This is a genomic window from Catenulispora subtropica (genome assembly GCF_039531675.1).
GTDB classification, from domain to species: domain Bacteria; phylum Actinomycetota; class Actinomycetes; order Streptomycetales; family Catenulisporaceae; genus Catenulispora; species Catenulispora subtropica.
This window is the reverse complement of the sequence record NZ_BAAAQM010000014.1, coordinates 131759-156523: the sequence shown is the minus strand read 5'-3', so window position 1 is coordinate 156523 and position 24765 is coordinate 131759. Positions and strand designations below refer to the sequence as shown.

The 24765-nt window shown below is 71.4% G+C and carries 22 protein-coding genes and 1 tRNA gene; 16 read left to right on the top strand and 7 right to left on the bottom strand.

Annotated features, from left to right (window positions below; translation table 11 throughout):
* Positions 1–5: 5 nt before the first annotated feature.
* The 7 genes from ABD466_RS14830 to ABD466_RS14800 all read left to right on the top strand — a co-directional run bounded on the left by ABD466_RS14830 (position 6) and on the right by ABD466_RS14800 (position 9610).
* Positions 6–1133 carry an ATP-binding protein gene (locus ABD466_RS14830; protein WP_344657604.1) on the top strand — a complete coding sequence of 376 codons (1128 nt, stop codon included), beginning with the start codon at positions 6–8 and terminating at the stop codon, positions 1131–1133.
* A gap of 119 nt (positions 1134–1252) precedes the next feature.
* The gene (locus ABD466_RS14825; protein ID WP_344657603.1) at positions 1253–3697 is read left to right on the top strand and encodes a DUF5682 family protein; all 2445 of its coding nucleotides are present in this window, start codon (positions 1253–1255) and stop codon (positions 3695–3697) included.
* Positions 3698–3717: 20 nt separating this feature from the next.
* On the top strand, positions 3718–4866 hold the full coding sequence (locus ABD466_RS14820; RefSeq protein ID WP_344657619.1) for a VWA domain-containing protein: 1149 nt from the start codon (positions 3718–3720) through the stop codon (positions 4864–4866).
* Positions 4863–6845 carry an SWIM zinc finger family protein gene (locus ABD466_RS14815; RefSeq protein WP_344657602.1) on the top strand — a complete coding sequence of 661 codons (1983 nt, stop codon included), beginning with the start codon at positions 4863–4865 and terminating at the stop codon, positions 6843–6845. Before ABD466_RS14820 ends, ABD466_RS14815 begins: the two co-directional genes overlap by 4 nt.
* A 478-nt stretch (positions 6846–7323) precedes the next feature.
* Positions 7324–8835 (top strand): FAD-dependent monooxygenase, encoded by a 1512-nt coding sequence (locus tag ABD466_RS14810; RefSeq protein ID WP_344657601.1) that lies wholly within the window; start codon positions 7324–7326, stop codon positions 8833–8835.
* Between the two features lie 227 nt (positions 8836–9062).
* Positions 9063–9314, top strand: a complete 252-nt coding sequence (locus ABD466_RS14805) for an antitoxin (RefSeq protein WP_344657600.1) — start codon at positions 9063–9065, stop codon at positions 9312–9314.
* A gap of 50 nt (positions 9315–9364) precedes the next feature.
* On the top strand, positions 9365–9610 hold the full coding sequence (locus ABD466_RS14800) for a toxin (RefSeq protein WP_344657599.1): 246 nt from the start codon (positions 9365–9367) through the stop codon (positions 9608–9610).
* Between the two features lie 42 nt (positions 9611–9652).
* Here ABD466_RS14800 and ABD466_RS14795 read toward each other — a convergent pair whose 3' ends face one another.
* Together ABD466_RS14795 and ABD466_RS14790 are read right to left on the bottom strand one after the other, a co-directional pair.
* Complete coding sequence (locus tag ABD466_RS14795) at positions 9653–11101, bottom strand: plasmid pRiA4b ORF-3 family protein (protein WP_344657598.1); 1449 nt, start codon at positions 11099–11101, stop codon at positions 9653–9655.
* 168 nt (positions 11102–11269) lie between these two features.
* A tRNA-Ser gene (locus tag ABD466_RS14790) sits at positions 11270–11360 on the bottom strand.
* Positions 11361–11661: 301 nt separating this feature from the next.
* Here ABD466_RS14790 and ABD466_RS14785 point away from each other — a divergent pair.
* Positions 11662–15096, top strand: a complete 3435-nt coding sequence (locus ABD466_RS14785; protein WP_344657597.1) for a response regulator — start codon at positions 11662–11664, stop codon at positions 15094–15096.
* A complete protein-coding gene (locus tag ABD466_RS14780) occupies positions 15096–15749 on the top strand; it encodes a hypothetical protein (protein WP_344657596.1) in 654 nt (217 codons plus the stop codon). The genes ABD466_RS14785 and ABD466_RS14780 overlap by 1 nt, the downstream gene beginning before the upstream one ends.
* On the opposite strand, the gene ABD466_RS14775 is transcribed toward ABD466_RS14780, so the two are convergent.
* The 4 genes from ABD466_RS14775 to ABD466_RS14760 are packed head-to-tail and all read right to left on the bottom strand — an operon-like array spanning position 15728 to position 18480.
* The gene (locus tag ABD466_RS14775; protein ID WP_344657595.1) at positions 15728–16951 is read right to left on the bottom strand and encodes an NAD(P)/FAD-dependent oxidoreductase; all 1224 of its coding nucleotides are present in this window, start codon (positions 16949–16951) and stop codon (positions 15728–15730) included. The genes ABD466_RS14780 and ABD466_RS14775 overlap by 22 nt on opposite strands.
* Positions 16944–17132, bottom strand: coding sequence for a rubredoxin (locus ABD466_RS14770; protein ID WP_344657594.1), 189 nt, complete (start codon positions 17130–17132; stop codon positions 16944–16946). Before ABD466_RS14770 ends, ABD466_RS14775 begins: the two co-directional genes overlap by 8 nt.
* The gene (locus ABD466_RS14765) at positions 17129–17317 is read right to left on the bottom strand and encodes a rubredoxin (protein WP_344657593.1); all 189 of its coding nucleotides are present in this window, start codon (positions 17315–17317) and stop codon (positions 17129–17131) included. The genes ABD466_RS14770 and ABD466_RS14765 overlap by 4 nt, the downstream gene beginning before the upstream one ends.
* Positions 17314–18480: an alkane 1-monooxygenase gene (locus tag ABD466_RS14760; RefSeq protein WP_344657592.1), complete on the bottom strand. Its 1167-nt coding sequence runs from the start codon at positions 18478–18480 to the stop codon at positions 17314–17316. Before ABD466_RS14760 ends, ABD466_RS14765 begins: the two co-directional genes overlap by 4 nt.
* Before the next feature lie 111 nt (positions 18481–18591).
* On the opposite strand from ABD466_RS14760, the gene ABD466_RS14755 reads away from it, so the two are divergent.
* A complete protein-coding gene (locus ABD466_RS14755) occupies positions 18592–19188 on the top strand; it encodes a TetR/AcrR family transcriptional regulator (RefSeq protein WP_344657591.1) in 597 nt (198 codons plus the stop codon).
* A 166-nt stretch (positions 19189–19354) separates the two neighbouring features.
* Here the strand turns inward: ABD466_RS14755 and lepB are convergent, their stop codons facing one another.
* Positions 19355–19969 (bottom strand): signal peptidase I, encoded by a 615-nt coding sequence (gene lepB / locus ABD466_RS14750; protein ID WP_344657590.1) that lies wholly within the window; start codon positions 19967–19969, stop codon positions 19355–19357.
* 308 nt (positions 19970–20277) lie between these two features.
* Here lepB and ABD466_RS14745 point away from each other — a divergent pair, with 308 nt between their 5' ends.
* The 6 genes from ABD466_RS14745 (at position 20278) to ABD466_RS14720 (ending at position 24495) form a co-directional block, all read left to right on the top strand.
* A complete protein-coding gene (locus tag ABD466_RS14745; RefSeq protein ID WP_344657589.1) occupies positions 20278–20970 on the top strand; it encodes a hypothetical protein in 693 nt (230 codons plus the stop codon).
* 91 nt (positions 20971–21061) lie between these two features.
* Entirely contained in the window at positions 21062–21700 is a 639-nt protein-coding gene (locus ABD466_RS14740; RefSeq protein ID WP_344657588.1) for a DUF6114 domain-containing protein, read from the top strand.
* Between the two features lie 17 nt (positions 21701–21717).
* Entirely contained in the window at positions 21718–22521 is an 804-nt protein-coding gene (locus ABD466_RS14735; protein WP_344657587.1) for a DUF6230 family protein, read from the top strand.
* Positions 22515–23021 (top strand): DUF6114 domain-containing protein, encoded by a 507-nt coding sequence (locus ABD466_RS14730; protein ID WP_344657586.1) that lies wholly within the window; start codon positions 22515–22517, stop codon positions 23019–23021. Before ABD466_RS14735 ends, ABD466_RS14730 begins: the two co-directional genes overlap by 7 nt.
* Positions 23018–23707: a hypothetical protein gene (locus ABD466_RS14725; protein WP_344657585.1), complete on the top strand. Its 690-nt coding sequence runs from the start codon at positions 23018–23020 to the stop codon at positions 23705–23707. The genes ABD466_RS14730 and ABD466_RS14725 overlap by 4 nt, the downstream gene beginning before the upstream one ends.
* A gap of 113 nt (positions 23708–23820) precedes the next feature.
* A complete protein-coding gene (locus ABD466_RS14720) occupies positions 23821–24495 on the top strand; it encodes a DUF6230 family protein (RefSeq protein ID WP_344657584.1) in 675 nt (224 codons plus the stop codon).
* The last annotated feature ends 270 nt before the right edge of the window (positions 24496–24765 follow it).

Here is a 24765-nt window from a genome sequence, read left to right as displayed (position 1 = left end):
CTGAGATGGCTGACGCCGTTGAGACCGCTGACGCCGCCGACGCCGTCGGCGCGAAGCGCGTCCAGCGCCCGGCCGCCGAGGTCCGTTACGCCGACGAGCTCGCCCGCCTGCGCGCCGCCGACGACGGCGAACGGCCGCCGGGCTGGGCGCTGAGCCTGCGCGCGGCCCGCCGGTTCATCCTCGGCGACGAGGCGGCCGGCGTCAGCCGCAAGTTCGTCGGCGACCCCTCGCTGATCGACCGCGCCCTGGTCTCGCTGGCCACCAGCAGAGGCCTGATGCTGGTCGGCGAGCCGGGCACGGCGAAGTCGCTGCTGTCGGAGCTGCTGGCGGCGGCGGTCAGCGGCGACTCGACGCTGACCATCCAGGGCGGCGCGGCCACCACCGAAGACCAGATCAAGTACTCGTGGAACTACGCGCTGCTGGTCGCCGACGGGCCCTCCACCAAGTCGCTGGTGCCCGCGCCGCTGCTGCGCGGCATGGGCGAGGGCCGGGTCGTGCGGTTCGAGGAGATCACCCGGTGCCCGCTGGAAGTGCAGGACTGTCTGCTCTCGCCGCTGTCCGACCGGGTGCTGGCGATCCCGGAACTCAGCGGCGAGGACGCGTTGGTCTTCGCCCGCGAGGGCTTCAACGTCATCGCGACGGCGAACACCCGGGACCGCGGCGTGAACGAGATGAGCGCGGCGCTCAAGCGGCGGTTCAACTTCGAGACCGTGTTCGCGATCACCGACTTCGCCACCGAGCTCGCGCTGGTCGAGCAGGAGGCCACGCATCTGCTGCGGGGGTCCGGCGTCACGGTGCCGCCGCGCCGCGATGTGCTGGAGGTACTGGTCACCGCATTCCGCGAGCTGCGTGAGGGACGGACCGAGCGCGGCGACGCGATGGAGCGGCTGTCCTCGGTGATGAGCACCGCGGAGGCGGTCTCCGTGGCGCACGCCGTGGGACTGCGCGGCTGGTTCCTGCGCGGGGACGCCGGCAGCGCCGCGGACATCGTGGAGTGCCTGGCCGGGACCGCCGCGAAGGACAACTCGGACGACCTGGCGAGACTGCGGACGTATCTGGAGCAGCACGCGGGGCGGCGCCAGGGCGCGCAGTGGCAGGAGTTCTACGGCGCACGGCACCTGCTGCCGGGGTGAGCGGGGCGATGCAGGCGAAGACCTCTGAGGCGGCCGAGGCATCCACCACGACCGGGGCACCCAGCTCGCCCGCGGTACCCAGTACGCCCGCAGCGCCGGCGGTTCCCGGGGCCCCGGAGGTGCCCGAGGCCCCCGCGCTGCTGACCGTGGTCGGGGTCCGGCACCACAGCCCGGCGTGCGCGGGCCTGGTGCGCGAGGCGATCGAGCGACTGCGGCCGGCCCACGTGCTGATCGAGGGACCGGCCGACATGAACGACCGGATCGGTGAGTTCCTGTTGGGCCACGAGCTGCCGATCGCGGTGTTCACGTCGGCGCGCCGCGAACAGCAGTCGCGGGCGTCGTGGTCGCCGTTCTGCGCGTACTCGCCGGAGTGGATCGCCCTGACCGAGGGCGCGCGGGCCGGTGCCGAGGTGCGGTTCATCGATCTGCCCGCATGGCACCCGGCGTTCGCCGAGCGGACCAACCGCTACGCCGACGCCGAACGCCGCTACACACAGGCTGTGGACGGACTGTGCCGGACCTTCGGCATGGACAACTCGGACACGTTGTGGGACCACCTCGCGGAGATCGACGCCGCGGACGTGCCGGCCGCCGAGCTCGGCGAGCGGCTGAACACGTACTTCGACCTGATCCGCCAGGCGGTCGACGGCGGCGGGGACACGTCGGGCGATCCGGACGGCGCGCCCTCGACCGACGAAGTCCGCGAGGCCTATATGGCGCGGTGGATCGCCGCCGCGCTGCGCGACACACCGGACCGGCCCGTGCTCGTGGTCTGCGGCGGATTCCATCGGCCGGCGCTGCTCCGGCGGATCGCAGAGCTCTCCCACCGACAGGTCGACGACGCCTTCTGGCCCGAGATCCCGGCGCCGGAGGCGGACACCGCCGCGGTCAGCTACCTGGTCCCGTACTCGTTCCGGCGTCTGGACGCCTTCGACGGCTACCAGTCCGGCATGCCTTCCCCGGCCTACTACCAGCGGCTGTGGGAGCTGGGGCCGCGCGGGGCCGCGGGCTCGCTCACCGGGGAGGTCGTGGAGCGGCTGCGCCGGCGCAACCAACGGGTCTCGACGGCCGACCTGATCGCGGCCCGGGTGACCGGTGAGGGGCTGGCGGCGGTGCGCGGCCATCGGCACCCGGCGCGGGCGGACCTGCTCGACGGCCTGGTGTCGGCGCTGGTCGGGGAAGCGCTGGACCAGCCGCTGCCGTGGACCGGACGCGGCGGGCTCACCGCCGGTACGCATCCCGCGGTCGTGGAGATGGTCGCGGCCCTGTCCGGCGACCAGGTGGGACGCCTGCACCCGGACACGCCGACGCCGCCGCTGGTGCACGACGCCGAGGTCGAGCTGGAGCGGCACGGCCTGACCGCGCCGGGTCAGGCGAGGCTGGACCTGACCGTCGCGGCCCAGCGGGACGGGAGCCGGCTGCTGCACCGTCTCAGGGTTCTGGGGATCCCCGGCTACGAGCGGCTGTCCGGCCCGGATCCGGCGGCCGAGGACAGCACGTTCACCGAGGAGTGGCGGATCACGGCGGAGCCGGACCGGCTGTCGGCGCTGATCGAGGCCGGCGGCCACGGTCCGACGGTCGAGCTGGCCGCGCGGGCCGTGATCGGCGAGCGCGTGCTGGCCCGTCAGGGTCTGGACGCCGCGGCGCGGGCGTTGTTCGACGCGGTGCTGTGCGGGATCGAGGACCTGTCGGAGCAGGTGCTGACCGGTCTCGCCGGATCGGTCGCCGCCGACGGCGACGCCGAGGCGCTCGGCGGGGTGCTCACCGCGGTGCTCGGGCTGTGGCGGCACGACCGGCTGCTCGACGCCGAGCAGTCGGCGACGCTGGGCGTGGTCGTCGTCGCGGCGGTGGACCGGCTGCTGTGGCTGCTGGAGCTGGTGCAGGGCGGCGGCGGTGGTGGTCAGGGCGGCGAGAGCGGTCAGAGCGGTCAGAGCGGCCAGAGCGGCCAAGCCGGTCAGGGCGGTGGCCGCCACGGTGTCCGAGGCGGCCACCCCGCGCCGGCGCAGCCACGCCGGATCGCGGCCGTGCGCGCGGTGCGCGACGCCGTCCGGCACGCGGCCGGGAAGCTCGGGCTGGACGTGGCGCGCGCGGGCGCGGTGATGGCCCGGATCGCGGGGAACGACGCCGCGCCCCCGGACCTGCGCGGTGCCGCGTTCGGCTTCGGCTGGTCGCTGGGCACGCCGCCGCCGGACGCCGAGCGCACGATCCGGGCCGCGGGCGCCCCGGCGGTGCTCGGCGACTGGCTGGCGGGGCTGTTCGCCGTCGCGCGCGAACAGTGCCTCGAGGGCGCCTCGGTGCTGCCGGTGATCGACGATCTGGTGGCGGCGATGACCGACCACGATCTGCTGGTCGCGCTGCCCGCGCTGCGGCAGGCGTTCCAGTACTTCCCGCCCCGGGAGCGGGAGACGATCGCCGACCAGGTCGTGCGGTTGCACGGCGGCGAGGACCACGCCGGACGGACGCTGCTGCGCGGCCGGATCGACGATCCGCTGGCGCTGGCGCGCGGGCGGGAGCTGGACAGCCATGTGCAGGCGGTGCTGGAGCGGGAGGGGCTGACCTCGTGAGCCGAACGTCGCAGGACCCGGTGTCCGCGCAGGCGCTGGAGCGGTGGCGGATGATCCTCGGCGCGCCGGCGTCGCAGCTCTCCGAACTCAGCGCCCGCGACCGGCAGCGGGACGCGGCGATGCAGTGGCTGTACGGCCGGGACGAGGACCTGGCGCAGCGCGGCGTGCGCAAGGGTGGCGCGCGCGGCGGCCGGGGCGACGGCAACCGCGGGGGCGGCGCCGAGGAGTCGGTGCTGACGACGGTCGACTGGCTGGAGGGGATCACCAAGCTGTTCCCCAAGGAGACGGTGGAGCGGCTGACCCGGGACGCCGTCGACCGGTACCAGATCCATGATCTGGTCACCGACCCGCGCGTGCTGGAGCGGGTGGAGCCGAGCCCGGCGCTGCTGAAGGCGGTGCTGCGGACCAAGCACCTGATGGACCCGAAGGTGCTGGAGCTGGCCCGCGAACTGGTCGCGGCGGTGGTCGAGGAGCTGATGCGGCGGCTGGCGACCGAGGTGCGCCACGCGTTCTCCGGCACCCGTCTGCGGCGGCCGTCGCAGGTGCGGCTGGCGCGGAACTTCGACGTGAAGCGGACGCTGCGCGGCAACCTCGGTCACTACCAGCCGGAGGAGCGCAAGCTCTTCATCGAGGACGCGCACTTCTTCACGCGGTCCCGGCGCCGGGTCGACAGCTGGCAGGTGATCCTGCTGGTCGACCAGTCCGGATCGATGGTGTCGTCCGTGATCCACTCGGCGGTGACCGCGGCGTGCCTGTGGGGGCTGCCGGGGGTGCGGACGCACCTGGTGGCGTTCGACACGGCGGTGGTGGATCTGACGAAGGATGTGACGGATCCGGTAGACCTGCTGATGAAGGTGCAGCTCGGGGGCGGCACGGACATCGCGCAGGCGGTGCGGTACGCGGGCGAGCTGGTCGAGAATCCGCGGCGGACGATCGTGGTGCTGATATCGGACCTCTATGAGGGCGTGAGCCCCGGCGGGGTGTTGCGTGGCGCGAAGGCGCTGATCGAGCAGGGGTGCCGGTTCCTGGCGCTGTGCGCCTTGGACGACGAGGCGACGCCCGCGTATGACCGGGACATGGGGCAGAAGCTCGCGGACCTCGGGGCCTTCGTGGGGGCGATGACGCCAGGGGCGCTGGCGGCCTTCGTGGCGGAGGCGGTGAACGCGTGAGCGCGCGGGCGGATCTGCTGGCGTTGACCGAGGACGCGTTGGTGTCGCTGACCAATCGCGGGCTTTACAAGAGGGCTGCGAAGGAGGTCGCGGCCGGGACCGGACCGGCTGTCGCCACCGAAGGGGACGTGGTGCGGGGGACGTTCCCGGACGGCGTCGGGTGTGCGCTGCCGCCGGGCGGGCTGGAAGCGGCGGAGTGCAGTTGCGGGGCGTCGGGGGCGTGCCGGCATGTGGTCGCGGTCGTGCTCGCCTATCAGGCCTCAGATGCTTCGTCCGCTTCCCCGGATTCTGATTCCGGAGCGGCCCAGGCATGGTCGCCGGGCGACTTCGCCGACGCGGACGTGGAGGCGCTGCTCGGGAAACGGTCGATGGCGTCGGCGCGGCGTCGGCTGGCGGCGGGCTACTTGGCGCGGGTGCACGTCGCGACGGCTGAGGAGCCGGTGCCGTGGGTCGAGCTGCCGAACTGCTCGGTGCGGTTCCTCGTGCCGCGCGATCTGGCTTATGCGCGCAGCGATGCGCGGGACGACAAGGACGCGATCGCGCTCGCGGTGTGGGCGTGGCGGACGTGGGCCGAGCGGGCCGGGGAGGTGGGGGACCGGCACTTCGCGGTCGGCGGCGCCGGTTCCGCCGCTGATGGGGACACGGCCCCGTCCGAAGAAGCCCAGACCGTCGCGTCCTCAGATCCGTTGAGCAGCGCGGTCGAACTCGCCGCGGACATCTTCCTCACCGGGGTGGCGAACCTGGCCGCCGGCTTCACGCCACGGCTGGCGCGGGTGCGGCGTGACCTGGACGCCGCCGACCTGCGGTGGCCGTTGCTCGCCGCCGACGACCTGGCCGATCAGCTCGCCGCGCACGCCGAGCGGGCCGCGCGCCACCGGCCGGAACTGGTCGCGGACCTGCTGGCCGAGCTCGTGGCCCGCTCCCGGGCCGCGACGTCGGCGAAGGGCCAGCCGCGCTCGCGCGTGCTCGGCACCGACGAGGCGGCGGAGGTGGCGCTGCGGCGGCTGCGGCTGACCGCGCTCGGATGCCGCGTCCAGCCGGTCGGCGACGATGTCAGGGTCCTGGTGTTCCTGGCCGACCCCGCCGCGGGCGTCGTGCTCACCCTGGACAACCGCTGTCCCGGCCGCCCGACCGGCGCCGGCCTCGCCGACCGGCGCCTGGCCGGCAGCACCGTGGGCGTCCTGGCCGGCGGGAACGTCGTCACCGAGACCGCGCACCGCCGGGCCGACCGCCGCCTGCGCCTGGCCGTGAACCGCGTGGCCCGCACCACCGTCAGCCAGTCCGGCGGCGCCTGGGACCACCTTCCCCCCGCCCTCCTGGCCCGCGACCTGGACGCCCTGGCCGCCGAGTTCGACCGCCTGCCCCCGCGCCTGATCCGCCCCCGCGTCGACGCCGAGGACGTCCGCGTGGTCGAGATAGCGGAGGTCACCGACCTCGGCTACCACCCCGGCAGCCAGCGCCTCACCGCCACCCTCCACGGCACCACGGCGGGCACCGCCCACCTCGTCGCCGAACACCGCGCCGTAGCCCCCGCCGCCCTCGACGCCCTGGCCGAAGCCCTGACCCGCACCCCCCGCTACATCTCCGCCACCATCCGCCGCGGCCGGGGCGGCCTGATCCTCACCCCCATAGCGGTCGTCTCCGAAGGCAAGGTCATCGTCCCCGACCTCGCCGCCGGTGACGGCACCGAAGACCTGACAGCCGCCACCACCCCCCGCCCCGACCCCCTCACCGAGGCCATCGACTCAGCCCTCTCCCTCCTCGCCGAGACCACCCACCGCGGCGCGGGCCACCTGCCACCCACCTTCCCCGCCCGCCTGGAAGCCGCAGCCCACACCCTCACCACCGTCGGCCTCACCCGCAGCGCCCAGGACCTGCGCAACCTCAGCGAGACCCTCGGCCCGGACCCGGGACGCGGTGCGTTCGACGCGTGGGCCGACGCCGCGATCCGGTTGATCACGACGGCGGAGTGCCGGTAGGGCGGCTGAGCTCAGCATGACGGTCTTCTGATACGCCGGGCGAACCGCGGCCGACAGGATCAGCGCGAGCAGCGCGGCCAGGTCGTGGTCCAGCCCGGTGTGATCCGCACCGAGCTGTGGGACGGTAGCGTGCCGGACGCGAGGGCTTTCCTTCAGGGCGCCGGATCCGAGCTGCTCACGCGGTGTGTCGGCACCGTCGGGGAAGCCGCGGCGGCCTATGTCTTCCCCTTGTCCGACGCGTTCCGTGCCACGGCCGCCGAACGGATGGGGCGTGCCGATCGACTACACACTCCGCCGGTATCAGGATATTGCGTGTCGGGGGGCTTGCGGCAAGGCCCTGTGCTTGCCGCAGAATCGTGCACCGAAGCCAGGAGCTGGGAAATGGGAGTCGCATGATGCTTGTCCAGCCGTCTGAGGAACGATCCGGCAGGGTCATCGCCGCGCCCGCATCCGGCGCTTCGGCGGCGAGCGTGCAACGATGACCGGGCCGGCCGTGGTGATCGTGGGCGCCGGCGCGACGGGGCTGACGCTCGCCGGAGAGTTGGCCTTGGCGGGGATCGAGGTCACCGTCGTGGAGCGGCGTCCCAACCAGGACGTCGTCGGCCAACGTGCGTTGGGCTTCTCCTCGCGCACTATCGAAGTCTTCGATCAGCGCGGTATCGCGGACCGGTTCCTGTCCCAGGGAAAGCTGGCCCAGATCAACGGGTTCGGCCAGATCCGGCTGGACATCAGCGACTTTCCCACCCGCCACAACTACGGGCTCGCACTGCCGCAACAACGCATCGAATCCATTCTGGCCGACTGGGTCGGCGAGCTGGGCGTGCCGATCCGGCGCGAGGTCGAGGTCACCGGCTTCACCCAGGACGAGACCGGTGTCGATGTCGACCTGTCCGAGGGCGGCCCGCTGCGCGCACAGTACCTCGTCGGCTGCGATGGAGGGCGCAGCCTGGTCCGCAAGACCGCCGGCATCGCCTTCCCCGGCTGGGAGGCCTCGACCAGCAGCTTGATCGCTGAAGTCGAGCTGGACGAGGAGCCGGTGTGGGGGATCCGTCGACTGGGCGCCGGGGTCCAGGCCTTGTCCCGGCCACAGCCGGGCGGTCCGGTGCGAGTCCTGGTGACCGAGCCCTACGCCGGACAGTCCGGCGAGCCGACCCTGCGCGACCTGAGCGAAGCCTTGATGGGAGTTTTCGGAACGGACTACGGGCTGCGCAGTGCCACCTGGATCTCCAGGTTCACGGACATGGCCCGGCAGGCGGCGGCCTATCGGAATCGGCGGGTGCTGCTGGCCGGCGACGCCGCACACGTCCACGCCCCGATCGGCGGACAAGGACTGGGCGTCGGCGTGCAGGACGCGGTGAACCTGGGCTGGAAGCTCGCTCAGGAGGTCCGCGGCACCGCACCGGAAGGCCTGCTGGACACCTACCACACCGAGCGGCACCCGGTCGCAGCCCGGGTACTGCAGAACACGATGGCGCAGGGTGCGCTCACCGGCACCGGCGATCGGCTGGAAGCCCTGCGGGACATCATGGCCGGGCTGCTGAGCCTGGACGAGCCGCGTAAGCAGATCGCCGGAATGATGAGCGGCCTGGACATCCACTACGACCTCGGCGCCGGCCACCCGCTGCTCGGCCGGCGAATGCCCGACCTGGACCTGGTCACCCCTGACGGCCCGCTGCGGGTGTTCACCCTGCTCCACGCGGCACGGCCGGTGCTGCTCAACCTCGGCGAGCCCGGTACCCTCCCGATCGCTCCGTGGAGCGATCGGGTCCGGTCGGTCGACGCCGCGTACGCGGGTCCGTGGGAGCTTCCCGTGCTCGGTCCGGTTCCCGCACCTGAGGCGGTACTCATCCGGCCGGACGGGTACGTCGCCTGGGTCGGCGGACCGTCAAGGACCGGACTCGCCGACGCCCTCACCCGCTGGTTCGGACCGCCTTCGGCAGCGGACGAAGATGCTCAGGCGGCGGCGTCCTTGCGCACCATCAGTTCGTGAAGACCGCCGCATGACACGGAAGTGCTGCACCCGACGCTCGTCACCCATTTGCAGGAACATCTCGAGATCTTCGGCTCGACCTCCGCCAGCCGAATCTTCCGCAACGGCAACGGCGACCCGATGACCTACGCCGGGCGAGCAGGACAAGGCTTTCGAACCACGCGGGGACGGTCTCGTTTGGCAGACCATCATCCCGCTCTGTGTCCTACCTTTAGTAGGATGCCCGTATGGCCAAAGAGAAGATCTCAGCGACGATAGAGTCTGACGTGCTCGCCGACGCCGATGCAGACGCCGCGGCGCTTGGACTCAACCGGTCGGAATACATCGAACGAACCTTGCGGGCCGACCATCTGCGCCGTGTCCTTGTCGACTACAAGACGCGAACTGTTCCAGCTCTCGGCATCGATGCCTACGCCGACGACCTCTACAAAGCCAACCTTGCTCTGGCCACAGAGTCGCCAAGCGGTGACGGCCGGTGACTCGACCGGGGGACATCGTCGAGCGGGCGGATGCCACTGGACGCCTCGTCATGGTCGTCTCCAACTGGGCTCATATCCAGGCGGAGACAGGACGAGTGCTGGCCTGTCCGTTCATCGCCGGGGATCTACGCGACGACTCTGCGTTTGTTGTGCAGATCCCCGCCCCTGAAGGCATCGTGCTGCCCGAACTCGTGCACTGGCTTCCGACCTCCGCGTTGGGCAGGTATCTGGGAACCGCTGATGCGGCCAAGGTCGCCGAAACGGCCAAGCTGGTCACCGCGCTGATCGCGCCTTGACGTCCGCCAGCCGATCGCACCTGGTCATGACCAGTCCAAGCATCATCCGCGCCCACGCGTGCCGCGCGTGATCCAGTCCGCGGTGATCCGGCGGTTCGCGGCATCCACGTCGAAGGCCGCCGGATCGAACTGACCGGCGTGCTCGATCCCGAGCCAGTCCAGCATCTCCTGGTGATCTGCGGCGCCCGGGTCCGCCAGGGTCTCGCGCAGGTCGCGGTAGCCCCAGGTGCCGCCGCAGTCCTCCGGCGGGCACGCCGCCGCCCCGTCGACGCAACGCGGGTACACCATGCCGGGCTCGGCGGGCACCACGGCCTCGACGAGGATCTCGTGCTCCCAGCCGTCGCCGAAGTCGTATTCATAACCGACGATCGTTCCGGGCGGGGCGATATCGGCCAGGCGAACCGTGTCCTCGGCGGCGATGTCCTCGCCGAAGTCCGGATCACGCCAGCCGTAGCGCGCTTCGCCGACGGTGAACACGTGCAGGTGCGAGTCGGTCCAACCCAGCGCGGCCTGCAACACCCCGTGCAGCCGGTCCAGCCGGATCGACGCCGGCACCAGCACCCGCCGCCATACCTGCGGATCGGTATCGTCGAGCATCACGCGTAGTCGGAACAGTTCCTCGCCGGATTCGGCACCGCCGCGCTCGGCGAGGACAGCGCGCAGCACCGCCTCCGACAACCGGACGCGTCCTTCGTCGGCCTCGACCGCTCCCAGAGCACGCCACAGCGCCACCACGTGGGCGGTGTCACGAGCGGTGATCTCGCGCAGTCGTGCCAGCCGCTCCGCGTCCAGATGATCCAGGACGAACCGCGGAGCGAGATCCGCCCACACAGCGCTCTTCAACACCTCCAGCGTCACCCAGTCGGCGGAGGCGAGCTGAAACCTCAATTCCGCGCAGGTCTCCCGGAAACCCGGCAGCACCAGCGATGTGATCCACCCGGACGGCACCACGGCATCCGAAGGAATCTTGGCGAACGCCTCGAACAGCGCCGCCCGCAGCCGCTCCGGTTCGGACAGCAGCTTCGCGTTCTTCTTCACCGGCACCAGCTTGCCGCCCACGGCGCGGACGAGCCCGGCGGCCTTGGCCCATTCGACCAGCAGATTCAGCCTCGGCAGCTCCTGACTGGACCTGGTACGGAACACCCGTCCACCGATCACCGGATCGAGACGGTCGCCAGTGCCCAGCAACGGCACGAGCGCACGGGCGTCAGCCAAGGTGAGCCGCCCGGTCTGGGTCAGCCTGCGCCCCGCGCCGATCCACTCCACAAGAGCCTGGACCTGCTCCGGCAGCGCCAAATCGATCTCATCCGACCCCGCGACATCCGGCATTCCACTCACACCGTCATCGTTGCACGTCCTCACGAAGACACTTACTCGCGTCACGCCGTCACTCGGTCGAGGGACAGACAGGTGCCCGCTCACAAATGTCAGGTAATTGAACTCAGCAGTGTGATGACCTGCACGGACGGCCGTTCCCCAACGAAACCGCACGTTCCGTTGTCATGTCTTTGTCGCGAACGCTGTTCCGAACATCGTTCGAGACGATCTCCGCAGGGCGGCCGCGTCGCACCAGGAAGGCGGCCATGAAGCCTTGACCTGGGCATTCATCCAGGTCGCAGCAAAAAGGTCGGATGTTCATCTCGAACATCCGACCGAGTGCGGAGGCGGAGGGATTTGAACCCTCGATGGGGTTTAAGCCCCAAACCGCATTAGCAGTGCGGCGCCATAGACCGGACTAGGCGACGCCTCCATAGCGCACAGCCCACCAGAACCCCGGTGTTCCGTACGATCGCCGATAGCGTACCCGGTCGTCTCGGCGGAGACAAAAGCCTTTGGGCGCGGGGCTGGGACGGGCGGGAACTCGGTGGCGGGGGAGACGGGGCCGGGGGGCTTGTGGGATAGTCGGCTACCGGTGACCCTCCCCACCCTCTTTCGTCATGGTCCGCTCTTCCGCGGGCTGGGCGGTGCGGGGGCGTGGATCCTGCCGCGGAACCTTTCCGGCGGGGCGGGAGTGGCGCCTGTCGCACGCCACGAGGAGGGCCACGGCTGGGATGGACCGTTCACCGGTTCGGGGTGTCGCCCGGTTGGCGGCGATACTCGATTCGCTGCCCGAGGCGCTGCTGCTCATCGACGGCGGCGGGCGCGTGGTCAACGCCAACGCCGTGGCCGTCGGCTGGTTCGAGGCGCCCGGCGCCCCGCTGGTCGGGCGGCCCGTCACCGATCTGCTCTCCGGGTTCGGCACCGCCCTGGCGCGCGTCGCCTCGGCCGATTCGACCGCCGGCGTGTGGACCGAGCCGGGCGACTCCGGTGCGGGCAACGCTTCCGGCGCCGGTGGTGACGACGTCGGCGTCCCCACGCGCATGGTCGCCAAGCTCGCCGACGGCACCGCCTTCCCGGCCGAGGTCGTCCGCTCCTTCCTGCCCGCGGCGCACGGCGGCCTGGAGGTCGTGGTGGTCCGCGACGTCTCCCGGGTCGCCGACGCGGAGGCGGAGCTGCGCCGTCAGCAGCGGCAGACCGAGCTGATCCTGCGGGCCGCCAGTGAGGGCATCGTCGGCGTCGATACCGCCGGACGGGTGGTCTTGGTGAACCCGGCCGCCGCGCGCATCCTCAAATACCGTGCCTCCGAACTCGGCGGTCTGGAGTTCGACGCGCTGCTCGGGGGTGTCGCGTCGGGCGAGCCCTCGCCGGTCGCCGACACCCTGCGCACCGGGCGCAAGCACCGTCTCGGCTCCGAGGCCGGCCTGCAGCTCACGGCCAAGGGCGGCGCCGCCGTCCCGGTCGAGCTGTCCACGGCGCCGGTGCTGGAGGGCGACACCCTCGTCGGCGCCGTCGTCACCTTCGTCGACCTCGCCCGCTTCCGCTTCCCGGTGCTGACGCCGCCGGCGGCCGCGCCCGGCGCGGCGAACGGCGCCGAGGGCGGCATCAGCCCGGAGTCGGTCGGCGCTCTGCGCCGCCCCCTGGAAGCCGCCCGCAACGAACTCGCGCGCCTGGCCGCCTCCGGCGACGCCCTCACCCCCTCGGCCCGCCACCAGCTCGCGCACGTCACCGCCGAGCTGGCCGAGGCCGCGCGCCTGGTCGACGACCTGCTGGACGTCGCCGCCGGCCCGGCCGGCCTGCGCAAGCGCCCCGCCGAGCTGGGCCGGATAGTGCACGCGGCCACCGACGCGGCGACCGACCTGGCCGGTGCCGCGGGCATCGACCTGGCCGTGCACACCGGCCCGGCCGAGGTCGTGATCGACGCCGAGCGGATGACCCAGGCGGTGCGCCACCTGCTGGTCGACACCGTCCAGGCCTCCCCGCGCGGCAGCACCGTCGTGGTCGCGGCCGCCCGCCGCGGCCCGATCGCCCGCATCGAGGTGCGCGGTGCCGAGATCGGCGGCGTCCCCGAGCACCTGGGCTTCGCGCGTACGGTCGTGGAACGCCACGGCGGCCAGCTGACCGTCCACCGTGTCGAGGGCAAGGGCGTCACCTACGTCATCGAGCTCCCGGTCGGTCCGGAGGGCGAGAACGAGCTGGCCTCCGGCGCCCCCGCCGCGTCCCGCAACCTGGTCGAGGAGACGCGGATCATCCCGGTCGTGCGCGAGCTCGACCCACCGGAGGCGGCGTCCGCGCACGGCGGGCGGCGACGGCTGGAGGCCGCGGCCTCGGCGGCTTCACCCGCGGCGGCATCGGGGTCGGCATCCGGGTCGCAGGCGTCGGTCGTGTCCTTGTCCGGTGCGGCCAACGCATCCAACCTGGCCAACGCCTCCAGCGTGTCCGGGGCCTCCGCGGTCGCCACGACCACCACGATCCCTCGCCAGGCCGGCCCCTCGGCGGACAACGGCTGGTTCGACGGCGTCCGCGGTTACGCCGCGCCGCCGCCGTCCACCCCCGCGGCACCGGCCGCCGACCCGGCGCCCCCGGCCGAACCGCGCGGCCGCCGCCGCGCCGCCCAGCCGGGCGACAACTACCTGATCCAGCACGTCGAACCCGCGCCGAGCTTCGAACTCGACTCGCCGCTGCGGACCTCGGGCTCGTACCAGGAGGAAGCGGCGCTCGCGACGTCGGGCAACTTCACGCCCGAGGCGCAGCAGGCGTCCTCGCTGTACGGAGACCTGTTCCGCGAGCCGGCGCCGAGCCCCGCGCCGTTCGGCACCGACGACGGCATGCCGCTGTTCCGCGACGAGGTGCCGACGACCGGGACGCACGCCACCGGCGCGCGGCACGGCCACGGCGCCGGCGAGGCCCAGAGCTCTGGTATCAGCGGTGACCCGTATGGCGGCGCGTACGGTACCGACCCCCAGCAGCCTGCTCCGTTCGCCAGCGGCTTCGGAGGCGAGGCACAGCCCGCTTTCCCGACCGAGCCGCAGAACGCCTCCCCGTTCGGCGCCCAGGCTCCGCCGTTCCTCAGCGAGCAGCAGACGTCCTCTCCGTTCGGCGTCGAGCAGTCGTCGTCCCCGTTCGGCATGGACCAGCAGCAACAGTCGCCATACGGCATCGACCAGCAGCAGCAGTCGCCATACGGCATCGACCAGCAGCAGCCGTCCCCGCCGTTCCTGGCCGAGGCCCCGTCGCCGTTCGCCGAACCGCAGCGCCCGGTTCCGTTCCTCGCCGAGCCCCAGGCGCCGGCACCGTCGCCCTTCGAGGCGTTGACGCCCGCACCGCCGGTCGCGCAACCCTCCGCGCGCGAGCCCCATGCCTGGCCGAACCCGGCCGAGCCGGATCCCCAGCCCGCGATGCCGTCCGCGATGGCCGCCTGGCCGCCCCCGGACGCGCCCGAGCCCGCGACGCCGCCCACGCTCCTCGTCTGGCCGACGCCGGAGCCGAGCGCCGAGCAGCTGCTCGTCTCCCAGGGCTACGCCCCCACCGCGCTCAAGGCCCCCGCGCAGCTGCAGGAGACCGGGCCCTCGCGACCGGTGGCGCTGCTCGCCGACCCGGTCGGCGTTCCGGTGACCCGCGCCGCGCTGCACACCCTGCGGGCGGCCGCCGCCGACTCCGGCATCCCGCTGTTCGTCACCGCCGGCCTGGGCGCGGTCCCGGCCGCTTCGGTGGCCGCCACCGCCCGCCGCGGCGCCGATCCGTCCGCACTGCTCAGGGCCCTGACGCCGGAGCAGGTCGCCTCGCCCCGGGTGCTGCTGCTGGAGGAGAACCCGGACCTGGCCGCCGCCTTCGCGATCTCCCTGGAGCGCGACGGTATGCGCGTGGTGCAGGCCGCCACCGAGAACGACGCCATGTCCGCGCTCTCGGCCGAGCATCCGCAGCTCGTGGTCATGAACCTGACGCTGGTCCGGCGCCGCCGCTCCGGTGTCATCGAGTGGCTCCGCGCCTACGAGCGCCTGCACCTCGCGCCGACCGTCCTCTACACCGTGCCGGCCGGCATGGCCGCCGACACCGACCTGGTCCACGCCCTCCGCTCCGGCGCGGCCGCCGTCCACCTCACCGACCGCGAGGTCGGCCAGGAGAGCGCGAACCGCCTCCTCGACCTGATGGGCAAGGTGTCCGACTGATGAGCGACAGCGTCCCCGACTGGCCGCGTTCCCGGAGGACGCCCCCGGACGACCCGGGCCTGATCGCCGAGGCCGCCGCCAACCCCGGCGGCTCGGTCGCGGTCATCGACGGCGACCTCGTCGGCGGCGACCCGAACGGCTACGTGCCCGCCGAGGCGGTCCACGGCTGCTGGATCATCGGCCCGGACGGCGTGCTGACCGGCGAGTACGCGGAGAACCCGAACCACGGCACACCCGTCGACGACTTCACCAGGCTCACCGCGCTCGACCACTTCTGGAACTGGCTGCCCGGCGAGCCGGTCGCCACCATCCGCGGCTCCGTCGAGGAACTCCTCACCGACCAGGTCCCCGGTGCGGTGCTGGAATGGATGAAGGTCACCGACGAGCCGAAGGTCGTCTCCGGCGGACGCGAGATCCCCGGCGACGACGAGAAGCTCATCCTGGTCCGCACCGGTGTGGCCGTACCCTTCGGGCTCTCGGTCCGGTCGCCGGACGGCCGGCGGGACATCCTGTGGGGCGTCTTCACCTGGGCCGCCTCCGGTCTGGACAACCCGGCGCACCGCAGCGACCGCGTGTGGTTCGACCTCCAGACCGACATCGCGACGGCCGGGGAGCTGTTGTCCCAGCGCGTCTACGAGGTCGAAGAGGGCTGAGTCGCGGCCAGGGCCAGCTGCCGCAGCGCCCGGAACTCCGCCGGCCGGTTCATCGCCACCACCCCGACGACCCGGCCCAGCCGCCGGAACACCACCGAAGCGTCCCGCGCCTCCGGATCCCCGCGCACCTCGTGCTCGGTGCCCAGGTCCGGCCGTCCGCAGACCTGGATGGTGACGCCGTGCTGGTCCGACCACGACCACGGCAGCCGCGGATACGGCGTCAGCGTCCCGGCGATCGTCTTGGCGACCGCCGCCCCCTGCTCCATCGCCTCGTTCCAGTGCTCACCGCGGTGCCGTCCGCCATGCAGGGTGTCCGGCAGGTTCGCGGCGTCGCCCGCGGCGAAGACGCCGGAGGCCGACGTCCGGCCGTATTCGTCCACCACGATGCCGTCGGAGACCAGCAGCCCGGCCGCTTCGGCCAGCGACGTCTCCGGCACCGTGCCGACCGCCGCGACCACCGTGGCCGCCGTCCACGTCCGGCCGTCCGAGGCGCTGACGGTGTAGCCGCCGCGCCGGGTGTGGTGCTCGATCCGCACCACGGTGACCCCCGTGTGGATCTCCACGCCGCGGTCCCAGTGCAGAGTGTTCAACGGGTCGGCGAGCCATGCCGGCAGCACGCGGCTCATCGGGCGGTCCGCCGCCTCGAGGACCGACACGTCGCACCCCAGGGCCCGGGCCGACGCCGCGATCTCCAGGCCGACCAGTCCGGCCCCGATCACCGTCACCGGATCGCGGCCCGCCAGCGCCGCCGCCAGTGCCGTCGCGGATCGCAGGCTCCTGAGATGGTGCACCCCCGGCACCCCGGCCGCCTCCCGCAGCCGGCGCGGGCTGCCGCCGGTGGCCAGCACCAGGTTGCGGTAGCCGAGCACCGTGCCGTCGGCCAGGGCGGCGGTCGCCGCGTCGGTGTCGAGCGCCGTCACCGAGGTGCCGGTGCGCAGCTCGATCGCGTTCTCGCTCCAGAAGGCGTCGGGCTTCAGCCGGATGCGCTCGCTCTTCACCGTGCCGCGGAGAACCTCCTTCGACAGCGGCGGCCGCCGGTACGGTGCCTCGGGATCGGCCCCGACCAGCGTGATCCGGCCCCGGTACCCCTCGTTCCGCAGCGTCAGCGCCGCCGTCGCCCCCGCGACGCCGGTGCCCACGATCACCGTGTGCTCCGGCTGCGCGAACCGCGCCGGCCTGATGGCGTGGCCGCGCTCAGACACGGCTCGTCTCGACCATCATGAAGTCCGCCTTCGCCGCCCCGCAGTCCGGGCACGACCAGTCGTCCGGGATGTCCGCCCACCGCGTCCCCGGCGCGATGTCCTCGTCCGGCCAGCCCTGCGCCTCGTCGTAGACGAATCCGCAGACCTGGCACTCCCAGATCTTGTACGCTTCCTGACTCACTCGCCGGCCTCCGCGGATCCGCCGCCCTGCGGCTCGAAATCGATCTTCTCCCGGACCCCGCAGTCCGGACACGTCCAGTCGTCCGGCACCGCCGACCACGGCGTCCCGGCGGGAAACCCCTCACGCGGCGCGCCCCGGCGCTCGTCGTAGACGAAGTCGCAGACCGGGCAGACGTACGCGCTCACACCCGCGCCCCGTACTTCGCGATGAGCTTCTCCCGCTTGCGGGGCTGCAGGTTCGCCAGCGTGACGTCCCCGGAGTAGTGGGCGACCACCTTCGGGTCCATGACCCGGCGCCAGAGCGGGGTCACGTACGCCAGCACGATCATCGTCGCGTAGCCGCTGGGCAGCTCGGGCGCGTCGTCGAAGTGCCGCAGCGCCTGGTAGCGACGGGTCGGGTTGGCGTGGTGGTCGCTGTGCCGCTGCAGGTGGTACAGCAGCACGTTCGAGGCGATGTTGTTGCTGTTCCAGCTGTGCCGGGGCGCGCAGCGCTCGTACCGTTCGCCGTTCCTCTGGCGCAGCAGCCCGTAGTGCTCCAGGTAGTTCACGACCTCCAGCAGCGAGAACCCGAACACCGCCTGGATCAGCAGGAACGGGACGATCCGCACGCCGAACACCGCGATCAGCGCGCCGAACCCGGCCAGCGACATCGCCCACGCGTTGAGCACGTCGTTGCGCAGCGTCCACGGCTTGCGGCCCATGCGCTCCAGCCGCGCCTTCTCCAGGTGCCAGCCCGAGCGGAAGCTGCCGGCCACCGAACGCGGCCAGAACCGATAGAAGCTCTCACCGAGCCGTGAGCTCGCCGGATCCTCCGGCGTGGCCACCCGCACATGGTGGCCGCGGTTGTGCTCGATGTAGAAGTGCCCGTACAGGGTTTGCGCCAGCGCCACCTTCGACAGCCAGCGCTCCAGTTCGTCCTTCTTGTGGCCGAGTTCGTGCGCGGTGTTGATGCCGATGCCGCCGACGGTGCCGACACTGACCGCCAGACCGACCGCGTCGATCGTGTCCAGCCTTCCGGTGGACCAGATCCACGCCGCGGTCACCAGCCCCGCATACTGCAGCGGCAGGTAGAGGTACGTGCACCAGCGGTAGTAGCGCTGCGCTTCCAGGAAGGCGAGGACCGAGTCCGGCGGGTTGTCGGAGTCCTTCCCGATCGCCCAGTCGAAGAACGGGAAGACCCCGAACACCAGGATCGGCCCGGCCCACCAGGCCACGCCCCAGCCGGTGGCCGCGGCCAGGCCCCAGGCGATCCACGGGATCGTCGGGACCAGCAGGCCGAGCGGCCACAGGAGTCTCTTGCCGTCCCGCCACGAGGTGTCGGCGGGGCCGGACGCGGCGATGGCCGTCATGATCCGCTCCCTGATTCACTTTACATTCGGGCTGGTAGTGTCCAGAAACTAGACAGTAACTTCGAGAGTGTCAAGTAGTCGGCCGGACCGGGCCGCATAGAATCCGTGGGGATGACTCGCTACACCGACTCGGTCCGCACCAGCCTGCGGGACCGGCTGCTGGACGCCGCGTACGGCCTGGTCGCCGACGCCGGCTGGACCGGCCTGCGCATGGCGCACGTCGCCGAGCGCGCCGGCGTGAGCCGGCAGACCGTCTACACCGAGTTCGGGAGCAAGGACGCGCTGGGCCAGGCGCTGGTGATGCGCGAAGTCGACCGGTTCCTCGACGGCATCCGCGAGGTGCTCGACGAGCACGGCGACGATCTGCGCGCGGGCGTGCGGGCCGGGATCGAGTTCACGTTGCGCACCGCGGCCGACAACGACCTGCTGAAGGCCGTGATCACCAGTCAGCGCGGCGGCGACGGGGAGCTGATCGCGCACCTCACCACGCGCTCGGAGCCGCTGCTCGACACCGCGACCGCGATGCTCGGCGCCTACGCCGCGCAGGCCTGGCCGGAGGTCGACGCCGAGTCGCGCGAACTCGCCGTGGAGTGCGTGGTGCGGCTGACGGTGAGCAACATCGTGCAGCCGGTGGCGCCGCCGGACCAGACCGCGCGCCGCATCGCGCGGATCGTCACGCGGGTCGCGCTGCTCGCCGACATGGACTGACTAGCGCTCACGGACTGCCGCGCTTCCCTGGACGCGGCGACCGCCGTGCCTCCGCGAAGGCCGCGACTCCAGCGGTTCCGCGAAGGCGGCGACTGCCGTGCTCCCGCGAACGCTGCGAACGCCGCGACTTTCGCGTTCCCGCGAACGCCGCGACTCCCCCGGAGCCTCACGAAACGGGCGCCGGTATCGCCTCCAGCGTCGGCTCGCCGCCGATGCCCCAGCTCAGCGTGGGCGGCCAGGTGTGCGCCGAGACGCGGCCGATGACCTTCGCGACCTCGCCCCAGCCGAACTTCCGCGAGTCCGCCGAGCCGTCGGGATTGTCGCCGAGGTAGAAGAACCTCCCCGCCGGGACCGTCTGCGCCCGCGGCTCGACCGCGCCCGACCCGTCGTCCCGGCAACACGCGCCGCCGAACGCATCCTGTCCGGACCAGGCCGGCACCCGCACCCGCTGCCAGGGTCCTGATCCGCCCTCCTGCAGCAGGACCTGGTAGCCGTCGTCCGGGGCGGACCGGATCTCGACCCGGTCGCCGGGCATCCCGATGACCCGCTTGACGATCGTGGTGTTCCGCGCCGACTCGGTGAACACCACCACGTCGAAGCGGTGCACCTCCTGGCCGGAGCCCGGCGCGACGAGGAACCGGGTGCCGTTGCGCAGCGTGGGCTCCATGCTGTGGCCGTCCACGGTCCGGCTCTGGGTGGCCAGCGCGCCGACCGCCGTCGCCACCAGCACCAGGAGTCCGCCGACCACCGCGCCGACGATCTTCAGAACGCGCGTCTTCATCGGACGGGTCCCTCCCTACCGTTCGGTAACAGATGGTCGGTCAATGTAGACGCGCGACGCGGCGGCTGAGAAGAGGGCTGTCTCCGCCGGCGCGATCGGCCCGATGTGACACTCGGCAAAGGGAAGGTAAAGCGAACGCCCGTTCGTCGACCCCCGGAAACGTTGGTGACATGGTCCTCTCACCACGCCGTGAGCTGCCTCACACCCGATGCTCAACCCCCTGATCCCGGCCAGTGAACAGGTCCTCGGGTGACTCGCCGGCGGAGGTTCTTCGGAGGTTCCGGACCAGATTGAGGGAGGACCAGGCAATGAGCCAGGAAGCGAAGGGCGTCACCCGCTGGCGCCGCTCGGCGATCGTCGGCCTGCCGGCGGTGGCCGCCGTGGTCGGCATGACCGCCGCCATGTACGAGGGCGTACTCGCGTCGAGCATCTCGCTCACCACCGACCAGATGAACATCAGCTCCGGCCGCATCGCTGCGCCCGGCGGCGTGGTGGCGCTGCCGGACACCGTGGGCTCGGGCAACGCCGCGAGCAGCGAGGTCGGCATCCCGACCGCGTTCATCGAGGGCCTGTGCGTGCACGCGAAGCACACGTTCACGATCGGCACCGTCAGCGTGCCGGTGGACCTGTACATCTACACGCCCAACGACGGCAACAACACCTACGCGACGGTCGACAACGACGCCAACATCGCCAAGTTCTCGGGCCTGGCGCTGAACACGTCGAGCCTCAACCTCCCGTCGGTGACGCTGACGCCGAACACCAACACCAGCGCGGTCTACCTGGGCGAGGCGGCGACCAACAACGCCGCCGCGGGCGTCCAGGACGGCGCGGGCCAGTTCGAGCTGGACGCCACCCAGGCCTCGGCGGACATCGCGTCCCTGAACGCCACCCCGCAGCAGGCCGCGATCACCACCACGACCACGCTGACCAACTTCGGCCTCGGCATCAACAAGCCGGGCAACAGCCCGGGCTCGACCGCGGCGCCGGTCTGCAACTGATCACGCGGATGGGACTCGGGGGTCCGAGTCCCATCCGACTCCGATCCCTCCACGTCCGAGATCGTTCGAACCCTCATTTGCGAGGCACGTCATGTCAGAACCGGTTGCCGATGAGCAGGTCACGGGCTTCCGCCGCTTCCGCACCAGCCCCCGCTACGCGGCGATATGGAACGCGGTCACCGCGTACCTGGTGTTCTACGTGGTGATCAGCCCGTTCGGGCGTCAGCCGGGCGTCGTCCACGCGATGGCAGCTCTGGGCGCGGTGGCACTCCTGGCCGGTGGGCTCCTGGCGCCGAAGGCGGCGCTGGGCTCCTATCGCCGGTTCCGCGCCTTCCGCCGCACCCGGCCCTTCTACGCGGCGATCTTCATCGCCGTCGGCGGCCTGATCCTGTTCTATCTGACCAAGTCCCCGCCCAAGTACCTTCCGCACGTCGGCGTCGGCGGCATCTACGGGATGGGTGCGGGTATCGCCCTGTGGCTGATCGCCCTGCTGGTCCTGTTGCTGCCGTCGCAGCGCTACGTCGGGGGCGCGATCGCGGTGGTCCTGGGCGTGGTGTCCTTCCCACTGAGCAACCTCGGCGGCTTCTTCGTCGGCATGTTCTTCTCCGTCCTCGGCGGATCGATGGCGTTCGGCTGGATGCCGCAGAAGCCTGAGAAGAAGCGGCGTTGGTTCCGCAAGATCCAGGCACCCGCCGGGGCCGGAGGCATCGAGACCGGAGTCGGGGTATGAGGCGCTGCGTCAGTCCGATGGTCCGCGTCACCGGAGCGGTGCGCGAGTGGAACCGCCGGATGCTGGAGACGGCCGAGGACGGCACCCGGCGTGGCACCCGCTGGGGCCGGGGCGCCTGCGCCTTCGTCCCGTCGATGACCGCGATCGGCGGTCTGGGCGTGGAAGTCGCCTCCGGAGCGCTCGCCGTGAACCTGTCGGTGAGCAACTCCCAGTTCCAGCTGTATTCGAACGCCGTCTACAACACCAGCGGCTTCGGCGCGGCCCTGGTGAACCAGACGGTGTCCGGCAGCACCTCGGGCACCCCGATGGCCCGCGTCGGCTTCGCGAAGGCGAGCCTGAACGGCTTCTGCGCCATCGTGACGCAGAACTTCGGCACCTCGTCCGTGCCGATCAACGTGGAGCTGGTCCTCAAGGGCGGCGACCAGGTGCTGCCCACGATCACCGCCGCGACCCCGACCTTCACCGGCGCGCCACCGGCGGTGACCAACCCGATCAGCGCGAACGACCTGTTCTTCCAGACGACCGGACTCCGCGCCCTCGGCACCACCAACCTGGCGAACGCCGTCCTGGGCCAGAGCGCCGACACCGTGACCGTCGACGGGAACCCGCTCGGCACCCAGACGTCATCGGGGCCCGGCCTGGCCCCGGTCACCGTCGGCGCCTTCGGCATCTCCGCGGCGACCGGCGGCGCCGCCGGCGCGAAGGTGGACCTGGCGGGTCTGAACGCGACGGCTTATGACGCGGACATCGTCGGCCAGCTGACGCTGCCGAACCTGAATGTGAACGTCTACACCGGAACCCCGCCGGCGTCGCCATGCTGAGCGATGAAGGGTATGTCGCCATGCTGAGTGATGCAGAATATGAAGTGGATGGCCCGCTACCCACTCGCAAAAGGCGATCCCGCTCTCTGTGGCAGCGCGTAGCCGGCGCGCGTCGCTGGTTCCGGGCTTTCCGCCGAACGCGTCCCTTCTGGGGTGGTACCTGGATGATGGTCGGCGGGTGGGTGATCCTCCACTACGCCATGGCGCCGTTGCAGTTGTTGATCGCGCACGGCTTGGCCAGCATGGGCGGCTACCTGTTCGGTGGCGGCCTGATGGCGTGCGGCTTCGTCGTGTGGATGGCCCCCAAGCAGCGCTTCACTTTCGGCGTGATCGGGGCTCTCCTGGCGATCGCCTCCCTGATCGGCTCGAACCTCGGCGGTTTCTTCGTCGGCATGCTGGTGGGGGTGATCGGCGCTTCGATGACGCTCGGGTGGGGGGACAAGAAGCCGAGGCGCCGGGACCGGAAGCGTGCTGCAAGCGTGCCGGGAGCGAGCCGGTGAAGAAGGCCGACGTGCTCAAGAAACACAACGCGTTCAGGAAGCACAGCCTGCGACTCCGGACCCTGGTCGTGGCGGTCTCTCTGACGGTGATCAGCGTCGTTCCCAGCGCCGGCACCACCCATGCGGTGGCAGCGACGTGCACGCCCGCGACCGGCAGCCACCAACCGGACTTCCTGCCGAGTGCCCACCCCATGACCATCACCGCGGACAGCCTCACCGCCGACAGCCTCGGCACCGATCAGAACGTCACCATCAACCTGGCCGGCTATGACTCGGCGGGTGCCTGTCTCAGCAAGACGATGAACCACTACACCTTCGTGTCGCTGACCGGTGTCACGAACCTGCACCTGTCGACCACCGACGGCGCCGGGGCCTACACCCTCTCCCTCGCGTCCGCCTCCAGCTCCATGCAGCTCGGTGCCCAGGGCGTGACCACCGACTTCTGGGGCAACATCACCCAGGTCTGCGTTCCTTGGCTGCACCTGATCATCATCACCTGCTCCAGCAACCCGCCGCCGAATGACGCGGGCCTGGTGGACGCCGCATCGTCGTTCTTCAACGTGTCGTCGACGGTGAAGGACTTCCAGGCGACTGTGTACGCGATCAGGTCCTATGCGACCGGGACGACGCCTCCGCCGGACCCCGTGCAGATTCCCGCGGCCACGTTGACGGTGACGAGTCCATGACATCGCGTGGCCCGCTGAGTTCTCGGTTGCGGACCCGACTTGCGACGCTCGTAGAGCTGAGCGAAGATCCGACGACCCCTCGCCGCGGCACCCGGTGGGGAACCGCAGCCCTCGTGTTCACCCCGGCGCTGCTCCTCACGGCCGGGTTCGGCGCCGCCGTCGCCAGCGGAGCCATCGCCACACAGATCAACGTCCAAAGCGGCACCGACGGAGTCCTCGCCACCACATCCCTCTACGGCACCGACTTCGGCCTCGTCCTCGCCCCGGAGCAATACACCAAGGCCGACGGGACGACGGCGACCCGCAACGTCCTGCGCATGGCCTTCGCCCACGGACAGATCAACGGCCTCTGCGTGGCCCAACCCCAGTCGATAGGCCCTTTCAGCGTCGTCCTGATTCTCACGGCCACCGACAAGGACGCCAGCACCTGGGAGATCAAAGCCGACAACATCGTCATCGACCTCACACAGGCCAAAGGCCAGCTCAACCTCAACGGCGTGGTCAACACCTCCGGCGGCTTCACCAACCCCGAAGTCCTCATCGGCGCGGACTCCTCCGCCATCACCGTCGGCACGCCCCCACTCACCGGCTGGGGCGGCACCGGCCTCGGCGGCCAGTTCGGCTGGTGGGGCATCAAAGCCGGCGTCGCCAAGTTCGGCCCGATCACCGCGAACGTCGAGGAACTGAACATCCTCGGTGGTCTGCAGCTGCCGAACCTTTCGCTGACGGTCGCGCCGAAGGGGACGACCTGTCCGGCGCCGGCGGTGCCGAGTGGTCGGCCGGGTTAGGTGAAGCCGCCCTGAGCTGCACCCTTTGCCGGATAGTTCGCATTCTGTCTTCGATGCTAAATCGGCGAAGGCTGTCCGACGGATTACCGGGTGCCGTCGACCGCATGGTCGAGTGTTTTATGAATCATGGAAATCCACTGCCCCGTCTCAGCTTGAACGACGGATTCGACGTTTGATGCCAATTTCGCATCAGCTTTCGCGGGGTCGTTATATGGCGGATTGCCAAGGATCCACGCTACCACCCCACTGAATCGTCACCGGGGACCCTCG

What these genes read in the sequence shown, in the direction of transcription:
- ABD466_RS14785 (WP_344657597.1), top strand. Translation starts at nt 11,662, where the DNA reads ATGGACCGTTCACCGGTTCGGGGTGTCGCCCGGTTGGCGGCGATACTC.
- ABD466_RS14800 (WP_344657599.1), top strand. Translation starts at nt 9,365, where the DNA reads ATGGTCGTCTCCAACTGGGCTCATATCCAGGCGGAGACAGGACGAGTG.
- ABD466_RS14830 (WP_344657604.1), top strand. Translation starts at nt 6, where the DNA reads ATGGCTGACGCCGTTGAGACCGCTGACGCCGCCGACGCCGTCGGCGCG.
- ABD466_RS14745 (WP_344657589.1), top strand. Translation starts at nt 20,278, where the DNA reads ATGAGCCAGGAAGCGAAGGGCGTCACCCGCTGGCGCCGCTCGGCGATC.
- ABD466_RS14805 (WP_344657600.1), top strand. Translation starts at nt 9,063, where the DNA reads ATGGCCAAAGAGAAGATCTCAGCGACGATAGAGTCTGACGTGCTCGCC.
- ABD466_RS14810 (WP_344657601.1), top strand. Translation starts at nt 7,324, where the DNA reads ATGACCGGGCCGGCCGTGGTGATCGTGGGCGCCGGCGCGACGGGGCTG.
- ABD466_RS14730 (WP_344657586.1), top strand. Translation starts at nt 22,515, where the DNA reads ATGCTGAGCGATGAAGGGTATGTCGCCATGCTGAGTGATGCAGAATAT.
- ABD466_RS14740 (WP_344657588.1), top strand. Translation starts at nt 21,062, where the DNA reads ATGTCAGAACCGGTTGCCGATGAGCAGGTCACGGGCTTCCGCCGCTTC.
- ABD466_RS14735 (WP_344657587.1), top strand. Translation starts at nt 21,718, where the DNA reads ATGGTCCGCGTCACCGGAGCGGTGCGCGAGTGGAACCGCCGGATGCTG.
- ABD466_RS14780 (WP_344657596.1), top strand. Translation starts at nt 15,096, where the DNA reads ATGAGCGACAGCGTCCCCGACTGGCCGCGTTCCCGGAGGACGCCCCCG.
- ABD466_RS14760 (WP_344657592.1), bottom strand. Translation starts at nt 18,480, where the DNA reads ATGACGGCCATCGCCGCGTCCGGCCCCGCCGACACCTCGTGGCGGGAC.
- lepB (WP_344657590.1), bottom strand. Translation starts at nt 19,969, where the DNA reads ATGAAGACGCGCGTTCTGAAGATCGTCGGCGCGGTGGTCGGCGGACTC.
- ABD466_RS14755 (WP_344657591.1), top strand. Translation starts at nt 18,592, where the DNA reads ATGACTCGCTACACCGACTCGGTCCGCACCAGCCTGCGGGACCGGCTG.